Source organism: Providencia sp. SP181 (assembly GCF_050446505.1).
Classification (GTDB): domain Bacteria; phylum Pseudomonadota; class Gammaproteobacteria; order Enterobacterales; family Enterobacteriaceae; genus Providencia; species Providencia vermicola.
Genome location: NZ_JBBPXM010000003.1, coordinates 230,422 through 249,698, shown reverse-complemented (window position 1 = coordinate 249,698; position 19,277 = coordinate 230,422). Strand labels below are relative to the sequence as shown.

The window sequence follows — 19,277 nt, the reverse complement described above, 5'->3', positions numbered from 1 at the left end:
TGGGGTTTGTCCCCTCCAAGAAGACAGAGGAAAGTCATGAGCAAAGAGATTATTGTCGTTACCGCCGCCTACGGCGCACAAACCGTAAAACAGCTGGGGGGTCAACAGGCTTTATTTGATGTTATTCAAGAGGCAAACGCTGATGGTGTCGAGATCCGTCAAGAGTTATTGCTCTCCAACGATAACCTTGATGATATCGCTAATGGGCTGCAAACAAGGCAACTCAGCGCGGTCTATTCTGTGCCAGATACCTTATTTCAGCACCATTTACCGATTGAAATCACAAAACTACAGCGTTATTTCGACGATGCAAAAAAGTTGAATGCCTGTTTCCTTAAACTCTCGTTAGGTGACCTGCCAGAACAATACGATTTAACGGACGTTATCAACCTACTCAAACATTATTCCACCCAGCTAGTTATCGAAAATGACCAAACAGAGGTCGGTGGTCATATTGCCCCACTCCGACGCTTTTTTAAGGATGTCGTGGCACAAAATATGCCAATCAAAATGGCATTCGATATGGCCAATTGGCACTGGCTCGGTGAAAACCCTGTCGTTGCCGCACAACACTTTGCCCCTTTGGTCGCCTACATCCACGTAAAAGCCAGCCAGTTACGTGCAGATAATAAACGCGTTGCTGTTGCCCTTGATGATAGCAACGGATCATGGAAAGCCGTCTTAAAATTACTACCTAACAACGTTCCCCGCGGGATTGAATTCCCTCTTGAGGGTGATGACCTACGCGCGGAAACTGAACACTATGTTTCTCTGTTAAACGAGATTTAATTCATGAAAAATCAATTAGATGTTGTAACCCTTGGCGAAGCCATGATGATGTTTGTGGCGATAAATACTGGTGAGCTCCATGAAGTTGAAAGCTTTGTTCGCCGTGCTGCGGGAGCAGAACTGAATGTGGCGATAGGTCTTTCTCGTATCGGCTTAAAAAGCGGCTGGGTGAGTCGCCTAGGCAATGATTCTTTTGGGCGCTTTATCCAAAGTACACTAGATAAAGAACATGTTGATCATCAATGTGTTAAATTCGATGAAAATTACCCAACGGGCTTTCAGCTTAAATCTAAAGCTGAAAATGGAACCGATCCCAAAGTGGAGTATTTCCGTAAAGGTTCAGCTGCAAGTCATTTAGACCTCACTGATTTCAATGAAGATTATTTTTCCTCTGCACGCCACTTACATTTAAGCGGCGTCGCCGCAGCGCTTTCTGCCACCAGTTACCAATTATCACTCTATGCTGCGAAATGGATGCGAAATGTAGGAAAAACATTATCTTTTGACCCTAACTTGCGCCCATCGTTATGGCGCAGTGAAAATGAAATGGTGGCGCAATTAAACCAGTTAGCCTTTCACGCCAATTGGGTCTTGCCAGGTTTAAAAGAGGGGAAAATCCTCACAGGTTTTGACCAACCCGAAGCCATTGCCGATTTTTACCTCTCGCAAGGGGTAGAAGCCGTTGTCATCAAAACAGGCGAGCAAGGCGCTTATTATAAAACATCAAATAACCAGCAAGGTATCGTCCCTGCTTACTTAGTCAAAAATGTGGTGGATACCGTTGGCGCTGGCGATGGCTTTGCCGTTGGGGTTATTAGCGCGCTTCTCGAAGGGTTATCTTTACCTCAAGCCGTCGAAAGAGGAAACTTTATCGGTGCAAGGGCTATCCAAGTGATTGGTGATAGTGAAGGCTTACCGACGAAAGCGCAGTTACAGCAAGAAATAATGGCATTTTCCCCCTCAACCACCGCAGATGCTGCGTGCTAAGAAGGAATAGATTATGACAATCAGAGCTCCTGCGATGTCACGTTGGTGGCGCATTATGCCAATCGTGTTTATCACCTACAGCCTTGCCTACCTCGACCGCGCTAACTATAGCTTTGCCGCTGCCGCAGGGATCAACGCCGACCTAGGGATTACCAAAGGGATGTCCTCCCTGCTTGGTTCCCTGTTTTTCTTGGGGTACTTTTTCTTCCAAATCCCCGGGGCTATCTACGCGGAGAAACGCAGCGTCAGAAAACTGATTTTTGCCTGTATTTTCCTGTGGGGTATGTTTGCCAGCTTGACAGGGATGGTCAGCAATATCCCCATGTTGGTGATTATCCGTTTCAGCTTAGGTGTGGTCGAAGCCGCGGTCATGCCAGCCATGCTTATCTACATCAGTAACTGGTTCACTCAATCCGAACGCTCACGAGCGAATACCTTTTTAATTTTAGGTAATCCCGTAACAGTGTTATGGATGTCAGTGTTATCGGGTTACTTAATCCAAGCTTTTGGTTGGCGTGAAATGTTCATCATTGAAGGTGTTCCCGCGGTTTTATGGGCATTTTTCTGGTGGCGAACTGCACGTGATAAACCAAGCCAAGTTAATTGGTTAAGCCAACAAGAAAAAGACGATTTAGACAAAATCCTCAGTGATGAACAAAAAAATATTAAACCTGTACGCAATTACCGCGAGGCGTTCAAATCACGCAATGTTGTGCTGCTGTGCGCACAATATTTCTGCTGGAGTATCGGGGTTTATGGCTTTGTGTTATGGCTACCTTCGATTATTCGTGGTGCATCAAACTTAGGCATGGTAGAAACAGGCTGGCTCTCTGCGGTGCCATATCTTGCCGCCACGTTGGCGATGATTTTGGTATCATGGGCTTCAGACCGTATGCATAACCGTAAATTATTTGTCTGGCCAATGCTCTTAATCGGCGCAGTGTGCTTTCTTGGTTCTTACATGCTAGGCAATTCAAATTTCTGGTTATCTTATACATTACTGGTGATTGCGGGTGCCGCCATGTACGCACCTTATGGCCCATTTTTTGCGATTATCCCTGAAATGTTACCGAAAAACGTGGCTGGAGGCGCAATGGCGCTGATCAACAGCATGGGGGCCTTGGGGTCATTCTTTGGCTCATGGTTTGTCGGTTACCTCAATGGTGCCACAGGAAGCCCAAGTGCTTCCTATATGTTTATGGGTCTAGCATTATTAGCCTCAGTGTTCTTTACGCTAATTGTGAAACCCAACCAAGAACCGAACAACAGTTCCGCTATCGCCAAACACGCTTAATAAGGGGCAACCATGAAAAAGAATGTTATTTTGTATAAAACGATCCCCAATACGCAACTTGCACGCTTACAGCAGCAATTTAATGTTACTGTTTTTGATGAAGTGACAGAAGAAAACAGAGCGAGTTTCCAGCAAGCATTAAGTACCGCAGAGGGCATTATTGGCGCAAGCTACCCGATTACGGCAAAAGAGTTGGCCCTGGCGCCACACTTAAAAGCAGCATCAACCATTTCAGTTGGCGTTGACCAGTTTGACATTGACGCTATGAATGCTCGTAAAATCCCCTTAATGCACACCCCCAATGTGCTCACTGAAACCACCGCAGACACTATTTTCACCTTAGTACTTTGCAGTGCCCGCCGCATTATTGAAATGGCGGAAATGGTGAAAAATGGTCAATGGACAAAAAGCATTGGCGAAAGTGATTACGGCAGTAACGTGAATGGCAAAACCATCGGTATTTTAGGTATGGGTCGTATTGGTTATGCCGTGGCAAAGCGCGCAAATGCAGGCTTTGGCATGCCTGTTCTCTATTACAGCAACCATGCACATGCAGAGGCTGAGACAAAACTGAATGCCCGACGCTGTGATTTAGATACGCTACTGAAAGAGTCTGACTTTGTTTGCGTGGTAGTCCCATTATTGCCATCCACGGAAAAACTGATCGGTAAAACCGAGCTGGCGAAAATGAAACCTAGCGCATTTTTGATCAATGGTTCTCGCGGGAAGATTATTGATGAAGCGGCGCTGATTGCAGCCTTAGAAAATGGCACGATACGCGGTGCGGGCTTGGATGTGTTTGAGGTGGAGCCACTACCAACAGATTCTAAACTGCTCACATTACCGAATGTGGTTGCCCTGCCCCACATCGGTTCTGCCACCCATGAAACGCGCTATGCGATGGTCGAATGTGCAGTCGATAACCTCATTGCCGCACTAAACGGTGACCTTAGCGAAAATTGCGCCAATATAAGCGCGATACAAGCACGCTAGTTTCTATCGATAACACAAAGAGGCGCTCCCCTCTTTGTGTTATCCGGCCTTACAATGTGGTTGAATTCCTCACCACTAACTCACCATGGAACAGATATTGTGTTGGGGCTTTTTCGGGATTTTCCAGCTTTTCTAATAAACACTCAACCGCTTTGTGGCCCATTTCGGCTGTAGGCTGTGAAACAGAGGTGATCCCTTGCCCAGCAAAGGCCGCCCATTCGAGGTTATCAAAACTGAGAAAGCCAATATCTGCCCCCCAACGTAACCCTTGTTGGTTCATCACATAGGCAAGCTGCAAGGTTAACACACCATTTGCCGCCACAATCGCTTTACGCATACCACGGTGCGAAGCGCAAAAGTTGGCAACGATGGAATCTAATTGCGCTGGGTCTGGTAAGGTGATTTGGTGAAACTCGCCTTTTACTTGCCCTTGCTGGTTTAGCAAGCGTTGGAAGGTTTGTAGGCGCTCTTTACGCGCGCTGTTATATTCAATGGGTTCGGTCACAAAGCAAATTGCCTCGAAACCTTGTTCTATCAAGTGGTTAAATGCCATCTCAGCAGATGCAGGGTTATCTAAGCCGACCATATCACATGGGAAATCCTCGATTTTTCTATCGAGTAAAACAAAAGGCAATGTGGTTTGTTTTAGCACATCAATAAATTGTGCGTTCACCCCCGCTGAATTAATAATTAACCCATCAACACGGTAGCCTTTTAATAACTGAATAAATTGGCATTCCAGCTCAATGCTATTGTTTGCATTGCACACCACCGTCATAAACCCTTGCTTGATGGACTCTGACTCGACCCCTTTGAGCACCTCCACCGAAAATGGATTTCCGATATCGGCAATAATCAACCCTATCAACCCTGTACGACCATGCTTTAAGCTACGCGCCATTTGGTTTGGGCGATAATTCAATTCTTGGATTGCTGCTTCAATACGTTGGCGCATGTTATCCGACAGCAAATGTAATTCACCGTTTAAATAACGTGAGATACTGGTTTTCCCTGCCTGTGCTTTGGCAGCCACATCTTTAATTGTTGCTACTTTTTGAATTTTCGGTGCCATCGCGCGCGTTTTTTCCATGTGATGAAAAGAAAGGCTAATGCCTTATCTTACTCGAATTAACAGCAATTTTCTTGCCATATTCATCTAACTTGCTGTTTTAGCCACTGAATAAAAATATCTGCTTTGGGGTTACGTTTTTCATTTAACATCGCAAAATAGTGGCGTTGTTGACACTTGAGTGCAATGTCACCAAAAGGCATCACTAGCTCTTGGCGCTTAATGCGTTTTTCAACCAACTGCTTGCGTCCCATTGCCACGCCCGCATGGTTCATGGCTGCTACAATCGCCAAGTCTGAGCGGTCAAAACACAGGTTCCGACGGTGAGGAAATAACGATAACTGGTAGTGTTCGCTCCACGCTTTCCATTCATCATAATCGGAGTTACTGCTCCAAGCCTGCCTGTCATGCAACAAAGTACAGTTTTTGAGTTGATAAATATTGTCCATCAAATCATGCTGCTTGGCATATTGTGGGCTGCATACAGGCACAATGGATTCAGGCATTAAATCTTCGCAATACAAGTTAGGCCGCGTAATATCATCGTAATAAATCGCCACATCAATACCATAACCACGAAAATTAACGTCATCATTCCCCGTTAATAAATTGAGCTGAATTGACGGGTATTGGTTAGTAAAGTCAGCAATTTTAGGGATAAGCCAACACTGGGCAATAGAAGGCCGTGAATACACGGTCAATTCCCCTGAAATCTCTTGGTTTTTAATATCCAGAATTTCTTGGTTGATATCATCCAAGTTTTTGCGCAGTGCCCAATAAATCCGCTCGCCGTCCGCGGTTAGCTCAATACGCCGATGAAAACGCTCAAATAACTTAAAGCCTAATTCCTCTTCAAGGGTATTAATTCGGTGGCTCACTGCACTAGGCGTTAGCGCCAATTCTTGTGATGCAAGGGCAAAAGAACAATGACGAGCCGCCGCTTCAAAAGTGTGTAAACGGGAAAGCTGATGGCTTGACAGCCGCTTATGCCATTGAATAAAACCCGATTGCTCAAAGGGATTAAGATTAGGTGACATCGAACCTCCTCGGTCAGTTCTGCATTTTTCCAGAATAGCGCGTTTAACATGAATTATTATGATGCAAATCGGTAAATCACCCTTTTTTATGACCAATATCACGCCATTGAGTTAATTTAATTCACCTAAGACTTAAGTTTCATCGTTTGTCACTCCTGCATATTTATTATCCAATATAGGCACAACAACAAAATGATTAGGGGTAGGATATGGACTCTACAATGTGGATGCTCGGCACGCTGGTTATTAGTATCTTGCTGATCATCGTTTCAATTATTAAATTTAAGTTTCACCCTTTTTTAGCCCTTTTACTCGCCAGCTTCTTTGTCGGTATCTCCATGAAAATGAACCCGTTAGAAATGGTAAATGCCATTGAAAATGGGATTGGTGGTACACTTGGTTTCCTCGCCGCCATTATCGGGCTGGGGACTATCCTCGGAAAAATGATGGAAATCTCGGGGGCTGCGGAACGCATCGGCGTCACCTTACAAAAAAGCCGCTGGTTAACCCCCGATGTCACCATGGTGTTAATTGGTTTAATCTGCGGTATCACCCTGTTTGTTGAAGTCGGTGTGGTGTTATTGATCCCACTGGCGTTTTCCATTGCCAAAAGAACCAATACCTCGTTATTAAAACTCGCTATTCCACTTTGTACTGCACTGATGGCAGTGCATTGCATCGTGCCACCACACCCTGCCGCGCTATTTGTCACCAATGAATTAGGTGCAGATATTGGTACGGTAATTGTTGCAGGGTTGGCTGTGGGGCTAGTGGCTTCATTAGTGGGTGGGCCACTATTTCTGAAATTCCTAGGTGAGCGTTTACCGTTTAAAACCGTACCAGAGGCATTTTCTGACCTCGAGGTGCGTGACGAAAAAGACTTACCCTCTTTAAGTGCCACATTATTTACCGTTTTACTGCCAATTATTCTCATGTTAATCAAAACAGCCGCTGATTTAAACATGAGTAAAGACAATCAGTTATATATCTTACTACAGTTTATCGGTAACCCCATTACCGCCATGTTTATTGCCGCGTTTGTCGCGTATTACATGCTAGGTATTCGCCGTAATATGGGCATGAGCGTATTGCTCAGTAAAACCGAAGAAAGCTTTAGTTCGATCGCCAATATCTTACTGATTATTGGTGCAGGTGGTGCATTTAACGGCATTTTAAAAGGTAGCGGACTGAGTGATTCTCTTGCGTTAGTGCTTTCTGGTATCGACATGCACCCAATTTTGCTGGCATGGTTAGTGGCGATTATTCTGCACGCTGCTGTCGGCTCCGCCACTGTTGCCATGATGGGCGCCACCGCCATTGTGGCACCGTTAATGCCAATGTACCCACACATCAGCCCAGAAATTATGACATTAGCCATTGGTTCTGGTGCGATTGGTTGTACTATCGTCACAGACTCCCTGTTCTGGCTGGTTAAACAATATTGTAATGCCACCTTGGCTGAAACATTCCGTTTTTATAGTGTCGCCACCCTTATCGCATCCCTTGTTGCGCTGGCAGGCACCTTTGCACTTTCATTTGTGATTTAAAAGAGAGTAATTATGACTCAGATAAACGTGAATAAGTTAATTGCTGACTACCCTTTAGTTCAGGACTTAATCAATTTAAAACACGTGGCATGGTTCAACCCTAACGCCACCACCACAGAAGCGGGTTTACCTTATGTGGGGCTGACCATTAGTGATGTTCAAGATGCCGAAGCGCGTTTAAACCGTTTTGCACCGTATTTGATGAAAGCATTCCCAGAAACACAAGCTACTCAAGGGATTATCGAATCTGATGTAGTTGCAATCGCCAATATGCAAACCGCGCTCGAAGCGCGTTACCAAACGCCAATCACCGGGAAAATTTTATTAAAGAAAGATAGCCACTTGCCTATTTCTGGCTCTATCAAAGCGCGCGGGGGGATTTATGAAGTACTCACTCACGCCGAAAAACTAGCACTTGGGGCAGGGTTGTTATCCATTGATGATAATTATGAAGTTCTATTTTCTGATAAATTCCGCCAGTTCTTTAGCCAATATAGTATCGCGGTTGGCTCAACAGGTAACTTAGGGATGTCTATCGGCATCATGAGTGCCAAATTAGGCTTTAGCGTCAGCGTGCATATGTCTGCGGATGCGCGCCAGTGGAAGAAAGACAAACTACGCTCACATGGCGTTAATGTCGTTGAATATGAACAAGATTACAGCATTGCCGTTGAACAAGGTCGTAAAGAAGCAGAACAAGACCCAAATTGTTTCTTTATTGATGACGAAAACTCCACAACCCTATTTTTAGGTTATGCCGTCGCGGGGCTGCGTCTGAAAAAACAATTTGCGGAACAAGGTGTTATTGTTGATAAAGACCACCCACTGTTTGTCTACCTGCCTTGCGGTGTCGGCGGTGGCCCTGGCGGGGTTGCCTTTGGGTTGAAACTGGCATTTGGTGACGACGCACACTGCCTGTTCGCGGAACCAACGCATTCACCGTGCATGCTTTTGGGCGTCCACACTGGATTACACGATGGTATTTCTGTACAAGAAATTGGTATTGATAATATCACTGCCGCAGATGGCCTTGCTGTAGGGCGTGCCTCTGGCTTTGTAGGCCGTGCGATGGAGCGGTTAATCGACGGGTATTACACCCTTGATGACCAAGACATGTATAACTTGTTAGGGTTACTCAACAAAACAGAAGGCATCAAACTAGAACCCTCTGCTCTTGCGGGTATGACAGGCTGCGTGCATGTCACACAGAATACTAATTACTGGCAGTCTAAAGGCCTTAGTGCACAGCAAATGGCGAATGCCACTCACCTTGTTTGGGCAACAGGTGGCGGCATGGTACCGAGTGACGAAATGCAAAAATATTTATCACAAGCCAAACTGAGTTAATCATCCTACCCCCTTCAATACTGTGGAGGGGGTTTCTCATCGATTACTGCCCAGGCAGTGGAACTAAATCACTTTCAATATAACGCCTGACTAACGTGGCTAATGCCACCAATGAATCCATGTGTGTTCTTTCCCAACCATGGGAACTGTCGAGTGCAAAACACGCCAATGCCGCACGAATATCCCACCCTGCATCAATCGCCGCGGCACTGTCTGAGCGGTAATGTTTGAACGTATCGCGAACATGGGGAATATCGTATTGCTGGCACAGTTGCAATAAATGGCGGGTGATTGCCAAATCAAATGGCCCTGTTCTATCGCGAAACGCTAGCGTCAGTGAATCATCCCGCGTTGCTTGGTCTGGCCCTGATACTGAGTTGTCTATCGCCAATAACTCTTGCACTTGTGAGCCAAAACCATGGGTTCCACCAATACCAACTTCCTCAGAAATCGTGAACATCATTTGGCAAGAAACCGCAGGCACAACGCCATCATCCACCAGCGATTTCAGAGCAGCTAACATGACGGCACAGCCTGCTTTGTCATCCAAATGACGAGAAACAATAAAACCGTTATCAATGAATTCAGGTTGAGCATCTACCGCAACAATGTCTCCCACGTTCAAACCGTGAGATTGCAGATCAGCAAGGTTATAACAAGGAGCATCTAAGCGGATTTCGAGGTTATCCCAATCCGCCACTTGAGTGTCAACCTCTGTATTGAAGCGATGCCCTGATGCTTTTAAAGGCAAAATTGTGCCGCGGTACTGGTGGTTATCACTAAATACTGTCACCCTTGCACCTTCTGCAAAACGCGCAGCCCATGTCCCCGTGTTACGTAACGCTAAGCGGCCGTTAGACTTTAACTGGGTGACCATGGCTCCCAAGGTATCTAAGTGAGCGGCCAGTGCACGTTTGGGTTCATCCCACCCTAATGTAATGTGCAGTACCCCACGGCGCGTATACTGTGGCTTGAAGCCTAATTCAGTCAGCCATTGGTGAGTCTGCGCAACCGCTTTATCAGTCATCCCAACAGGACTCGGCGTTTGTAACAATGTGCGTAATACATTTGCTAGATATGCTGTGTCGATCATGATGATTACCTATCTTCACTTAAAAAACGTTCTTGTAAGGTGGCTTGTAGAGCCAACATGGCGTGTTCTGCATAATCCATGTGCGCTTCCATGACCGCTTGTACTTTTTGTGCATCTTTGCGGCGCAAGGCTTCTATCAATTGGTATTGGTATTCAATACCTTGGCGTCTATCAACGGGTTCAGGTTTCAAATAAATATCTTTACAGACGGCTAAATCTTTCAGTAACCGCTGAAGAAAATGACAAATAAATACTAAAAGCACATTATCCGAATAGCTCGCGACAACCGTGTGGAAATCGAGCTCCGCCATCCGCTGTTGCCAACGCTCTTCTTCGTCAGCAGGTTCATGGTCGTAAATAGCGATGATTTCGTACAGTTTTTGAATGCCTGCATTATCGATTTTTTCCATCGCACTCACTGCCACAACAGGCTCCAACAATTTTCGCAATGTATAGATATCCTTGATGGAAATATCCCGCGTAAATAAATAGTTAGATAACAAGCTCATGGCCCGTGATTCCGTCATTGAATCAATAAATGCACCGCCTCCTGGGCCCGTTTTGGTCTTTATCAGCCCTTGAACTTCGAGGGATTTTAACGCCTCCCTGACCGTGCTTTTACTCGCGCTATAACGCTCAATCAGGTCTTTTTCTTGGGGTAACCGATCACCGGGGCTGAGATTGTCCGCCATAATGGTTTCTTTAATGGCATTCACAATTTCATCTGTCCGTTTAATGCGAACCGGCTCAATTGCCGATGGCTTATCGATACTCATAGTTGCTCTCAACAAGTTTTAATAGGTCCGAATACGTGGCGCACTCGATAATAGGTTTTGAGTATACGCATGTTCAGGAGCCGCAAATAGCTGACGGGTTTCACTGCACTCAAGCAAATCCCCTAAATACAGCACGGCAACTCTGTCAGCGATTGATTCCACGACGGCTAAATCATGGCTAATAAATAAATAGGAGAGTGAAAATTGCGCTTTTAACTCTTCCAGAAGCAGTAAAACTTGGGCTTGCACGGATACATCCAAAGCACTTACGGGCTCATCAAGCACCAATACCCGCGCATCAGCAGCAAGTGCCCTTGCTATCGCCAAGCGCTGAGCCTGCCCACCTGAAAACTCATGAGGGTAGCAAGCTAATGAATCCATTGGCATATTGACGGCTTCAAGTAATTCTACCAATCGATTAGTACGCTGTGAGGGAGCCATGTGCTTTAAATATTTCAATGGAACCGATAAAGTTTCCCCAATGGTTTTTCGTGGATTTAACGATGCAACAGGGTCTTGAAAAACGTACTGAATCGCTTGTCCAAAGGCCTTAGCACCTTGCTTTTGCCACTGTGCCTTGCTTTGACCCAAAACCTGAATGTCCCCTGAGGTGGCATTTTCCAGCCCCACTAAAATGCGGGCGAGCGTACTTTTCCCTGAGCCACTTTCGCCAACAACCGCCAATGTTTCCCCTTCATACAATGACAGTGAAATATTTTTCAGAGCATGGACTTCCCGCCCTTTGGGATGAAATAGGCTACGAGGCTGCCCAAATGTTTTCACTAGCTGATTCACTTCAATCACAGTATTCATGGTGCCTCCTGCGCTGCGTTTAGACTTTTGTCATCGGTTTCATTGCGATAAAGCGCAGCCACTTGCGTTAAAAATTGACGGCCTTCCCCCAGTTTTGGAACACTAGCAATTAGCCGTTGCGTGTAAGGGTGTTGCGGGTGCTGCAATACCGTTTGAGTCACGCCCGTTTCCACTATTTCCCCTTGTTGCATCACAGCAACCCGGTCGCAAATTTGGTTAATCACGGCGAAATCATGGGTAATAAACAACAGTGCTACACCCCGTTCGCGGCGCAGTTTATTCAGTAATTCTAAAATTCTTGCTTGAACAGTCACATCCAGCGCCGTTGTCGGTTCATCCGCTATGATAAGCACGGGGTCGTTTGCCAGCGCCATGGCAATCCCCACCCGCTGGCGTTGCCCGCCTGATAACTCATGAGGATAAGCACTGAATCTGTCAGCCGCATCAGGGATCCCCACGCTATCAAGAAGTTCGATGGCTTTCACTTTCGCCACTTGGTTGGATAACGCTTGGTGAGCGGTGATAGCCTCCTGAAGCTGTACGCCAATCGTAAACTGCGGATGCAGTGTCGTCAGTGGGTCTTGGAAAATATACGACACCCGTGCGCCACGCCGCCGTTGCATAATAGAAAGCGGCAAGGACAACATCTCTTCATGTTCCACATACACCCCACCCGCTGTAATCACCGCGGGCGGCGAAGCCAACAACCCCATAATGGACAGCGCGGTCACGCTCTTACCCGAGCCACTTTCCCCTATGAGACCAAGGCACTCACCAGCACCAACGGTAAAACTAATCCCTTTGACGGTTGGACGTAGCTGGTGGCCTTGGCGAAATGCCACCGCAAGGTCTTTCACTTCCAGCACGGCCTGAGTGCCTGCCATTTTAGCTGGGATATTCACGCGATCTGTTTGGGTCATTGGCTGTGAACGGTGTAAAGCCCCTGATTTTAAACGTGGATCGAGAATATCACGCACGCCATCACCCAATAAGTTAAAACTGATAACAATTAGGAAAATCATAATACCTGGCACTAAAGCGACATGAGGCGCCACAAACATTTGTGCGCGCCCTTGCCCTAACATCGAACCGAGATCAGCATTCGGCGGTTGTGTGCCTAAACCTAAAAACGAAAGCCCTGCGGTTTCTAAAATCATCCAACCAATAGTCGTCGACATAGTGACCACGATAATTGGCAGTACATTAGGTAAAACCTCAGTTAATAACACCTGTAAATGATTCTTACCTGACAATCTTGCTGCCTGAATGAAATCTCTATCACGCAGCCCGACCGTTAACCCACGGATATTTCGTGCAAAAAAGGGAATATTGACTAAAGCAATCGCATATAACGCATTTAATAAGCCTGGCCCTAATACCGCGACAATGGCCAGTGCCAATAAAATATAAGGAAATGCCATAAGCATATCGATACAACGCATCAATATAGTGTCTGTACGGTGACCAACATAGCCTGCAATTAAGCCTATTAACGTTCCAAAAACGGCAGCAATAAGCGTGGCAGAGATCCCCACCATCAGTGATACTCTTGTCCCCCATAATAAACGCGATAAAATATCACGTCCCAAATGGTCGGTACCTAAAACATGCCCCGATGAAAAAACAGGTAATAAGCGGTTCACTAGATTGGTTTCATCTGGGTTATCCAATGGTAGCCAAGGCGCCAATAATGCCAGTAGTATGATGACCATTAAAATTACCAACCCAATCGTCGCAAGACGGTTCGCTAGCAATAGCGAGCCAATAGATTGTCGATGGCGATGTTGAATAATCGGTGTTGTCGTTTGGCTCATGATTTCAACCTCGGATCTAACATGGCTTGCAGGACATCAGCAAACAAATTGATAAACACGTAAGACGCCGCTGCAATCAAGACGCCCCCTTGAACTAAGAATAAGTCTCGGGTTGCCACGGCTTTGACCAACATTGCACCTAGCCCTGGCCACTGAAAAACAGTTTCGATATACACCGCGCCACCAAACACAAAACCCGCTTGAATCCCAATGACGGGGATAACGGAAACCAGTGCCATACGAAAGGCATGACGGAAAATGACTTTACGCTCACTGAGCCCTTTGGCTCTCGCGGTTCGAATGAAATCGAGGCGTAAAACTTCTAGCATGGCCGTTCGTGTTAATCGGGCAATGACGCCAGTAGCAACAAGTGATAGCGTAATGACAGGTAATACAAGGTGATGCAATAAATCCCCTAAGCCGCCACCTTGCCAAATATCGTACATCCCTGATGCAGGGAACCATTGCAGTTGAACGGAAAAAACCATAATCATCAATAACCCAATCCAGAAGGATGGCATTGAAATCCCTAATAAAACCGCTAAAGTAATGAATCTATCACTCCAACTAAACTGGCGAATAGCAGAAATGATCCCTGCCAATAAGCCCAACACGGAGCTCAATAATAAAGCACTCCCCCCCAGGACTAAGGTCGCCGAAAAACGTTCTAATACTTCATCAACGACGGGGCGGTTCAGTACAAACGAGCGGCCAAAGTCCCCCGATATTAAATTCTGCATCCAAATAAAATACTGTTGGTATAACGGTTTATCTAAACCAAGCTCCGCTTTTACACGCGAAACATTCTCAGGTGTCGCCCAAGGCCCAAGGAGCGCTTGAGCTGGGTCACCAGGGATCATCGCCATGATCAAAAAGACAATCAGCGTCAAACCAATCAATATGGGAATGGTCGCTAAAATGCGCTTTAAACAGTATAACCACATCATTTTTTCCCCATAAAATTAGTTTTTACGAACATCTTTAAGTAATAAATTAAAGTTCGGTTGTAATTTGAAGTGCTGAACATGCTCACTTGCCACGGCATTTTGCTTCCAGTTAGCGACAAATAACCAAGGCGCATCTTGATGGACTATTTTTTGCACTTGCCGATACAGTGCAGCACGCTCTTTAAGGCTATTGGTGACCCGCGCCTTATCCAACAATGCATCAAGTTGTTTATTACTGTAATAACCTGAATTGAACCCGCCTTTATCAGGCCAAGAGGCGGAATGTAAGGTCAAGAAGGGCAATGTATCAGGATCATTGGTCATCCATGCCATCTCCGCCATGTGCGCCTCTTTTAGCCCCGCATTGACTTTCGACAGATAGGTATTCCATTCAAAAGTTTGAATTTCCACCGATAACCCAACCGCTTTTAAATCCGCTTGGATTGCTGTTGCCATCGGAATAGGGTCTAACATGCCTGAGCCCCCTTCGGTCACGTAAAACACAATTTTCTGCCCTTCGGCTCCAGCCTCTTTAATAAGCTCGCGGGCTTTTTTCGGATCATAAGGATATGCTGAGGTTTCTTTATCAAATGCCCAATCGAACGCGGAAGGGATCGGACCTTCCGCGACATCCGCAGAGTCTTGAAGAATATATTTAACAATATTTTGCTTATTCACTGCATAGTTCACCGCTTGGCGAACACGCACATCATCAAACGGTGGTAATGAAGCATTTAACATGCTGTACCACACATGAGGGCCTGTAGCTTCGTATACCCGAAAGCGACTATCCCTTGCAAAAAGGGGAACATTATCAGCAGGGACTTCAACCATTGCATCAATGCCCCCAGACAACATCTCTGCTACGCGCGTATTGGCATCAGTAATTGGACGAAAAACCACGTGTTTTAGGGCTGGTTTACCCTCCCAATAGTTGTCATTAGCTGACACAACCACTCGTTGGTTGGCAGTCCACTCATCGAATTTAAAAGGCCCTGTACCACTTGGGTGGCGACTAAAATCTTTACCGTATTGCTTAACCGCAGCAGGTGACACAATCAGGCCTGCGGGTGTCGCTAAATTCGACAAAAAAGGTGCAAAAGGTTCTTTTAACGTAAAAACCACAGTTAAATCATTGGGGGTATTAATCTTGTCGATAGCAGAAAAGAAAAACGACAGCGGAAATGGCCCAGTAAAATAGTAAGGGTGCTGATTATCCAACATACGTTCAAATGTAAACTTCACGGCTTGCGCATTAAATGGACTACCATCATGAAACCGAATATTGTCACGTAACTGGAAAGTATAAGTTAGCCCATCATCACTGACGTTCCATGACTTTGCGAGAGCAGGTTCAAGCGTCAACGTGCCATCCGTATTGCGTACCAGCCCTTCATAGATATTGACTAAAATCCGTGAGTCATTCGCTGCCGTTGCCACTTGAGGGTCTAGAGATTGCGGTTCTGCAACCTGCCCTAACAGCAGCACATCATTATATTTTGACGCCTGAGTCGGTAATGAAAACAAAGAGAGCAGCAAAACAGCTGCAATCCACCTACCTAAACGTATTCTCATACAACCCCCCAGTGTTAACCGTGCTATGTGGTATTTGAAATGTGATTTGTGTCAATTTTGTTAATTATTTTATCTTTTTCTTTATTTATGATGATAAATTATATTTCACGCAACAATTTATAATGATAAATTTGATCGATGTCTAATTTATGAGGTGTAAAATGACATTTTCAATTGTGGCGCGTTGTCCACAAACAGGGAAAATTGGTGCAGCAACGGCAACTGGCGGCCCTGCTGTGGGGGCGTTAGTCCTGCATGGTGCAAGTTATGCTGGTGCAATCGCCACACAAGCCATGACAAATCCCATTGCAGGTTTAAGGGGAATTGAGCACTTACAGCATGGTCTATTTGCAAGTTCATGCCTCAACAGATTGTTAACGGAAGATGAAACTCCTGAACGACGGCAGTGGGTTATTATCGACCATGCTGGCAATAGTGCAGATTGGACTGGGCAAGCTTGTTTGCCTTGGTGCGGGAGCTTGTCAGAAAAAAATGTTGCAATAGCGGGAAATATGTTAGTGGGTGAACAAGTCATTGATGCCATGCACCAGTGCTACCAGAAAAATAGGGGTCTTGAACTCGCCGATAGGCTATTACTCGCTATGCAAGCAGGCGCAAAATCAGGTGGGGATTATCGTGGCATACGTTCAGCCGCTCTAAAAATATGGAGTAACCGCCAATATGCCGATATTGATATACGTTGTGACTGGTCAGAAGCCCCCTTAACTAAGCTAGAGATCATCCTTCAACAGGTTCGTGCCGAGGATTATGCTGATTTTTTCGCTCAGATCCCCACAGGAAATGAATATATTACTAATAATTAACCTCTATGTGGTGTATATCGACCAATAAAGTAAAATAACTGAATGATATACACCCCATTATTAGATGGTTATTTTTCCATCTAATTGATAGGTGCTTAATATTTTTGTATTTTTATCACAAGAAATTTTATAAATATATTATTAATTAATAGATTTATTAATAATATTTAATTAAACAATTCGATCTTTAATCCCACTATATTTATCTCACCTATTTCACATTCTGATATATCTGAGTATTCGCTCAAATAAACAACGCGTTGGTTATATTTATTTTTCATCGTGAAATAAATCATTTTAAATCCCCCAAGTTATTACCCTCATCAACACTAGGTCATTCATCAATTAAAAATAAATTTAAAAACTATTATTTTTCATAATGATAGATTCATGAGCAAATCAAAAAGCAAAGTTAATACACCAAACCAGAGTATTACCATTCAGAAGATGAAATCTGTCGTTTAATTAACCAAAAGTTGAATGAAATTAGCGCAAGCATTTAATTAAAAAATTATTTTTATATTATATGATTAGCTACATGACTTAACCTATATTTAGCATTTTGTTCTGTCATTCATTATTTTAATTTTTCACTGCATTAATACCAAAAAGCACAACTTAAGTACAATAATTAACTTTACACCCGTACACTTTTAATTACATTAATATTTCAAAATCATTAATTAGCTAATACATAAATTTGAATGATCTCCGACAAACCCTTTACAGCACTGAGCACACCAATTTACGTTCATATTCATTTAATCGACTTTTATTAACAAATGCTACCCCCACTTAACAATTTCAAAATATATGATAAGATCATTATCTCAATTTGAAATTATTTACTATATAAAAAACAAGATTGTTATTGAGGTTATAGATGAAAATCTCGAGAAGAAAGCTATTATTAGGGGTTGGTGCTGCTGGTGTTCTGGCAGGGGGTGCAACAGTTGTTCCGATGATCCGTCGTGAAGGCCGTTTCGAATCTACACCATCGCGCGTACCAGCTGTTGCTGGCACTGAAGGCAAATTACCTGAGTCTGCAGATGCAGTCATCATCGGTGCTGGCCTTCAAGGGATCATGACAGCCATTAACCTTGCTGAAAAAGGTTTGAATGTTGTTATTTGTGAAAAAGGCGTTGTCGGCGGTGAGCAATCAGGCCGTGCATATAGCCAAATCATCAGCTATAAAACCTCACCAGCGATTTTCCCTTTACACCACTACGGAAAAATCCAATGGCTCGGTATGAACGAAAAAATCGGTGCTGATACTAGCTACCGTGTTCAAGGCCGTGTTGAAGTTCCTTCAAGCGAAGAAGATTTAGAAGTTTCAAGAGCTTGGATCAAAGCTGCTTCTGAAAACCCAGGTTTCGATACCCCATTACGTACCCGTATGATCGAAGGTACTGAACTGGCAAATCGCCTGGTTGATGCTCAAACTCCATGGAAAATCGGTGGATTTGAAGAAGATTCAGGTAGCCTTGACCCAGAAACCGTCACCCCAGCAATGGCAAACTACGCAAAATCAATCGGTATCCGTATCTATACCAATTGTGCAGTACGCGGCATTGAAACAGCGGGCGGTAAAATTTCTGATGTTGTGACTGAAAAAGGCGCTATCAAAACCTCTCGCGTCGTTCTGACTGGTGGTATTTGGTCTCGCCTGTTTATGGGTAACTTAGGTGTTGATGTTCCAACACTCAACGTTTATCTGTCACAACAACGTATTTCAGGCGTTCCTGGTGCACCGAAAGGCAACGTCCACTTACCTAACGGTATTCACTTCCGTGAACAAGCAGATGGTACCTACGCGGTTGCACCACGTATCTTTACCAGCTCTATCGTTAAAGACAGCTTCCTGTTAGGCCCAAGATTCCTACACGTATTAGGCGGCGGAGAATTACCATTAGAATTCTCTATTGGTAAAGACTTATTTAACTCCTTCATGATGTCGACATCTTGGAATTTAGATGAGAAAACACCATTTGAAGAATTCCGTACTGCAACCAATACACCAAACAATGAACACTTAGATGGCGTTCTGGAAAGACTGAGAAAAGAATTCCCAGTATTTAAAGAGTCTAAAGTAGTTGAACGTTGGGGTGGTACCGTTGCACCAACAGATGATGAAATTCCAATTATTTCAACAGTCGAACAGTATCCAGGTTTAGTCATCAATACCGCAACAGGTTGGGGTATGACTGAAAGTCCTGCATCTGGTCGCTTAACGGCTGAATTGTTAATGGGTGAAACACCATTTATCGATCCAACGCCGTACAAACTTTCTCGTTTTAACTAATAAGCGAAAAAGTCGCGTTTTTTTTTACTGGGATCTATCAGTCAATGGAATTAGGCTAAACTAAAAACTG

The 19,277-nt window shown here is 44.7% G+C and carries 16 protein-coding genes; 8 read left to right on the top strand and 8 right to left on the bottom strand.

The window, feature by feature from the left end:
• Positions 1–36: 36 nt before the first annotated feature.
• The 4 genes from AABS66_RS06895 to AABS66_RS06880 are packed head-to-tail and all read left to right on the top strand — an operon-like array spanning position 37 to position 4,063.
• Positions 37–789: a sugar phosphate isomerase/epimerase family protein gene (locus AABS66_RS06895; RefSeq protein ID WP_430224717.1), complete on the top strand. Its 753-nt coding sequence runs from the start codon at positions 37–39 to the stop codon at positions 787–789.
• Positions 790–792: 3 nt separating this feature from the next.
• Positions 793–1,776, top strand: a complete 984-nt coding sequence (locus tag AABS66_RS06890; protein WP_272539343.1) for a sugar kinase — start codon at positions 793–795, stop codon at positions 1,774–1,776.
• 13 nt (positions 1,777–1,789) lie between these two features.
• Positions 1,790–3,070 (top strand): MFS transporter, encoded by a 1,281-nt coding sequence (locus tag AABS66_RS06885; protein ID WP_206083393.1) that lies wholly within the window; start codon positions 1,790–1,792, stop codon positions 3,068–3,070.
• 12 nt (positions 3,071–3,082) lie between these two features.
• Positions 3,083–4,063: an NAD(P)-dependent oxidoreductase gene (locus AABS66_RS06880; protein WP_206083392.1), complete on the top strand. Its 981-nt coding sequence runs from the start codon at positions 3,083–3,085 to the stop codon at positions 4,061–4,063.
• A gap of 49 nt (positions 4,064–4,112) precedes the next feature.
• Here the strand turns inward: AABS66_RS06880 and AABS66_RS06875 are convergent, their stop codons facing one another.
• Entirely contained in the window at positions 4,113–5,135 is a 1,023-nt protein-coding gene (locus tag AABS66_RS06875; RefSeq protein WP_272539344.1) for a LacI family DNA-binding transcriptional regulator, read from the bottom strand.
• Between the two features lie 80 nt (positions 5,136–5,215).
• A complete protein-coding gene (gene dsdC, locus AABS66_RS06870) occupies positions 5,216–6,169 on the bottom strand; it encodes a DNA-binding transcriptional regulator DsdC (protein WP_206083390.1) in 954 nt (317 codons plus the stop codon).
• 209 nt (positions 6,170–6,378) lie between these two features.
• Between dsdC and dsdX the strand changes: the two genes are divergently transcribed.
• Both dsdX and dsdA read left to right on the top strand, forming a co-directional pair.
• On the top strand, positions 6,379–7,716 hold the full coding sequence (gene dsdX, locus AABS66_RS06865; RefSeq protein ID WP_430224716.1) for a D-serine transporter DsdX: 1,338 nt from the start codon (positions 6,379–6,381) through the stop codon (positions 7,714–7,716).
• A gap of 12 nt (positions 7,717–7,728) precedes the next feature.
• A complete protein-coding gene (gene dsdA, locus AABS66_RS06860) occupies positions 7,729–9,063 on the top strand; it encodes a D-serine ammonia-lyase (RefSeq protein ID WP_430224715.1) in 1,335 nt (444 codons plus the stop codon).
• A gap of 43 nt (positions 9,064–9,106) precedes the next feature.
• Here the strand turns inward: dsdA and AABS66_RS06855 are convergent, their stop codons facing one another.
• The 6 genes from AABS66_RS06855 to AABS66_RS06830 are packed head-to-tail and all read right to left on the bottom strand — an operon-like array spanning position 9,107 to position 16,081.
• Positions 9,107–10,156: an osmoprotectant NAGGN system M42 family peptidase gene (locus tag AABS66_RS06855; protein ID WP_206083387.1), complete on the bottom strand. Its 1,050-nt coding sequence runs from the start codon at positions 10,154–10,156 to the stop codon at positions 9,107–9,109.
• A 5-nt stretch (positions 10,157–10,161) separates the two neighbouring features.
• Entirely contained in the window at positions 10,162–10,932 is a 771-nt protein-coding gene (locus AABS66_RS06850; protein ID WP_206083386.1) for a FadR/GntR family transcriptional regulator, read from the bottom strand.
• An 18-nt stretch (positions 10,933–10,950) separates the two neighbouring features.
• Complete coding sequence (locus AABS66_RS06845; protein ID WP_206083385.1) at positions 10,951–11,745, bottom strand: ATP-binding cassette domain-containing protein; 795 nt, start codon at positions 11,743–11,745, stop codon at positions 10,951–10,953.
• Complete coding sequence (locus AABS66_RS06840) at positions 11,742–13,559, bottom strand: ABC transporter permease subunit (RefSeq protein ID WP_430224714.1); 1,818 nt, start codon at positions 13,557–13,559, stop codon at positions 11,742–11,744. Before AABS66_RS06840 ends, AABS66_RS06845 begins: the two co-directional genes overlap by 4 nt.
• The gene (locus tag AABS66_RS06835) at positions 13,556–14,503 is read right to left on the bottom strand and encodes an ABC transporter permease (RefSeq protein ID WP_206083795.1); all 948 of its coding nucleotides are present in this window, start codon (positions 14,501–14,503) and stop codon (positions 13,556–13,558) included. The genes AABS66_RS06840 and AABS66_RS06835 overlap by 4 nt, the downstream gene beginning before the upstream one ends.
• Positions 14,504–14,521: 18 nt before the next feature.
• The gene (locus AABS66_RS06830) at positions 14,522–16,081 is read right to left on the bottom strand and encodes an ABC transporter substrate-binding protein (RefSeq protein ID WP_430224713.1); all 1,560 of its coding nucleotides are present in this window, start codon (positions 16,079–16,081) and stop codon (positions 14,522–14,524) included.
• Positions 16,082–16,242: 161 nt separating this feature from the next.
• Here AABS66_RS06830 and AABS66_RS06825 point away from each other — a divergent pair, with 161 nt between their 5' ends.
• The gene (locus AABS66_RS06825) at positions 16,243–16,905 is read left to right on the top strand and encodes a DUF1028 domain-containing protein (protein WP_206083382.1); all 663 of its coding nucleotides are present in this window, start codon (positions 16,243–16,245) and stop codon (positions 16,903–16,905) included.
• An 883-nt stretch (positions 16,906–17,788) separates the two neighbouring features.
• The gene (locus tag AABS66_RS06820; RefSeq protein WP_206083381.1) at positions 17,789–19,207 is read left to right on the top strand and encodes an NAD(P)/FAD-dependent oxidoreductase; all 1,419 of its coding nucleotides are present in this window, start codon (positions 17,789–17,791) and stop codon (positions 19,205–19,207) included.
• Positions 19,208–19,277 lie beyond the last annotated feature (70 nt).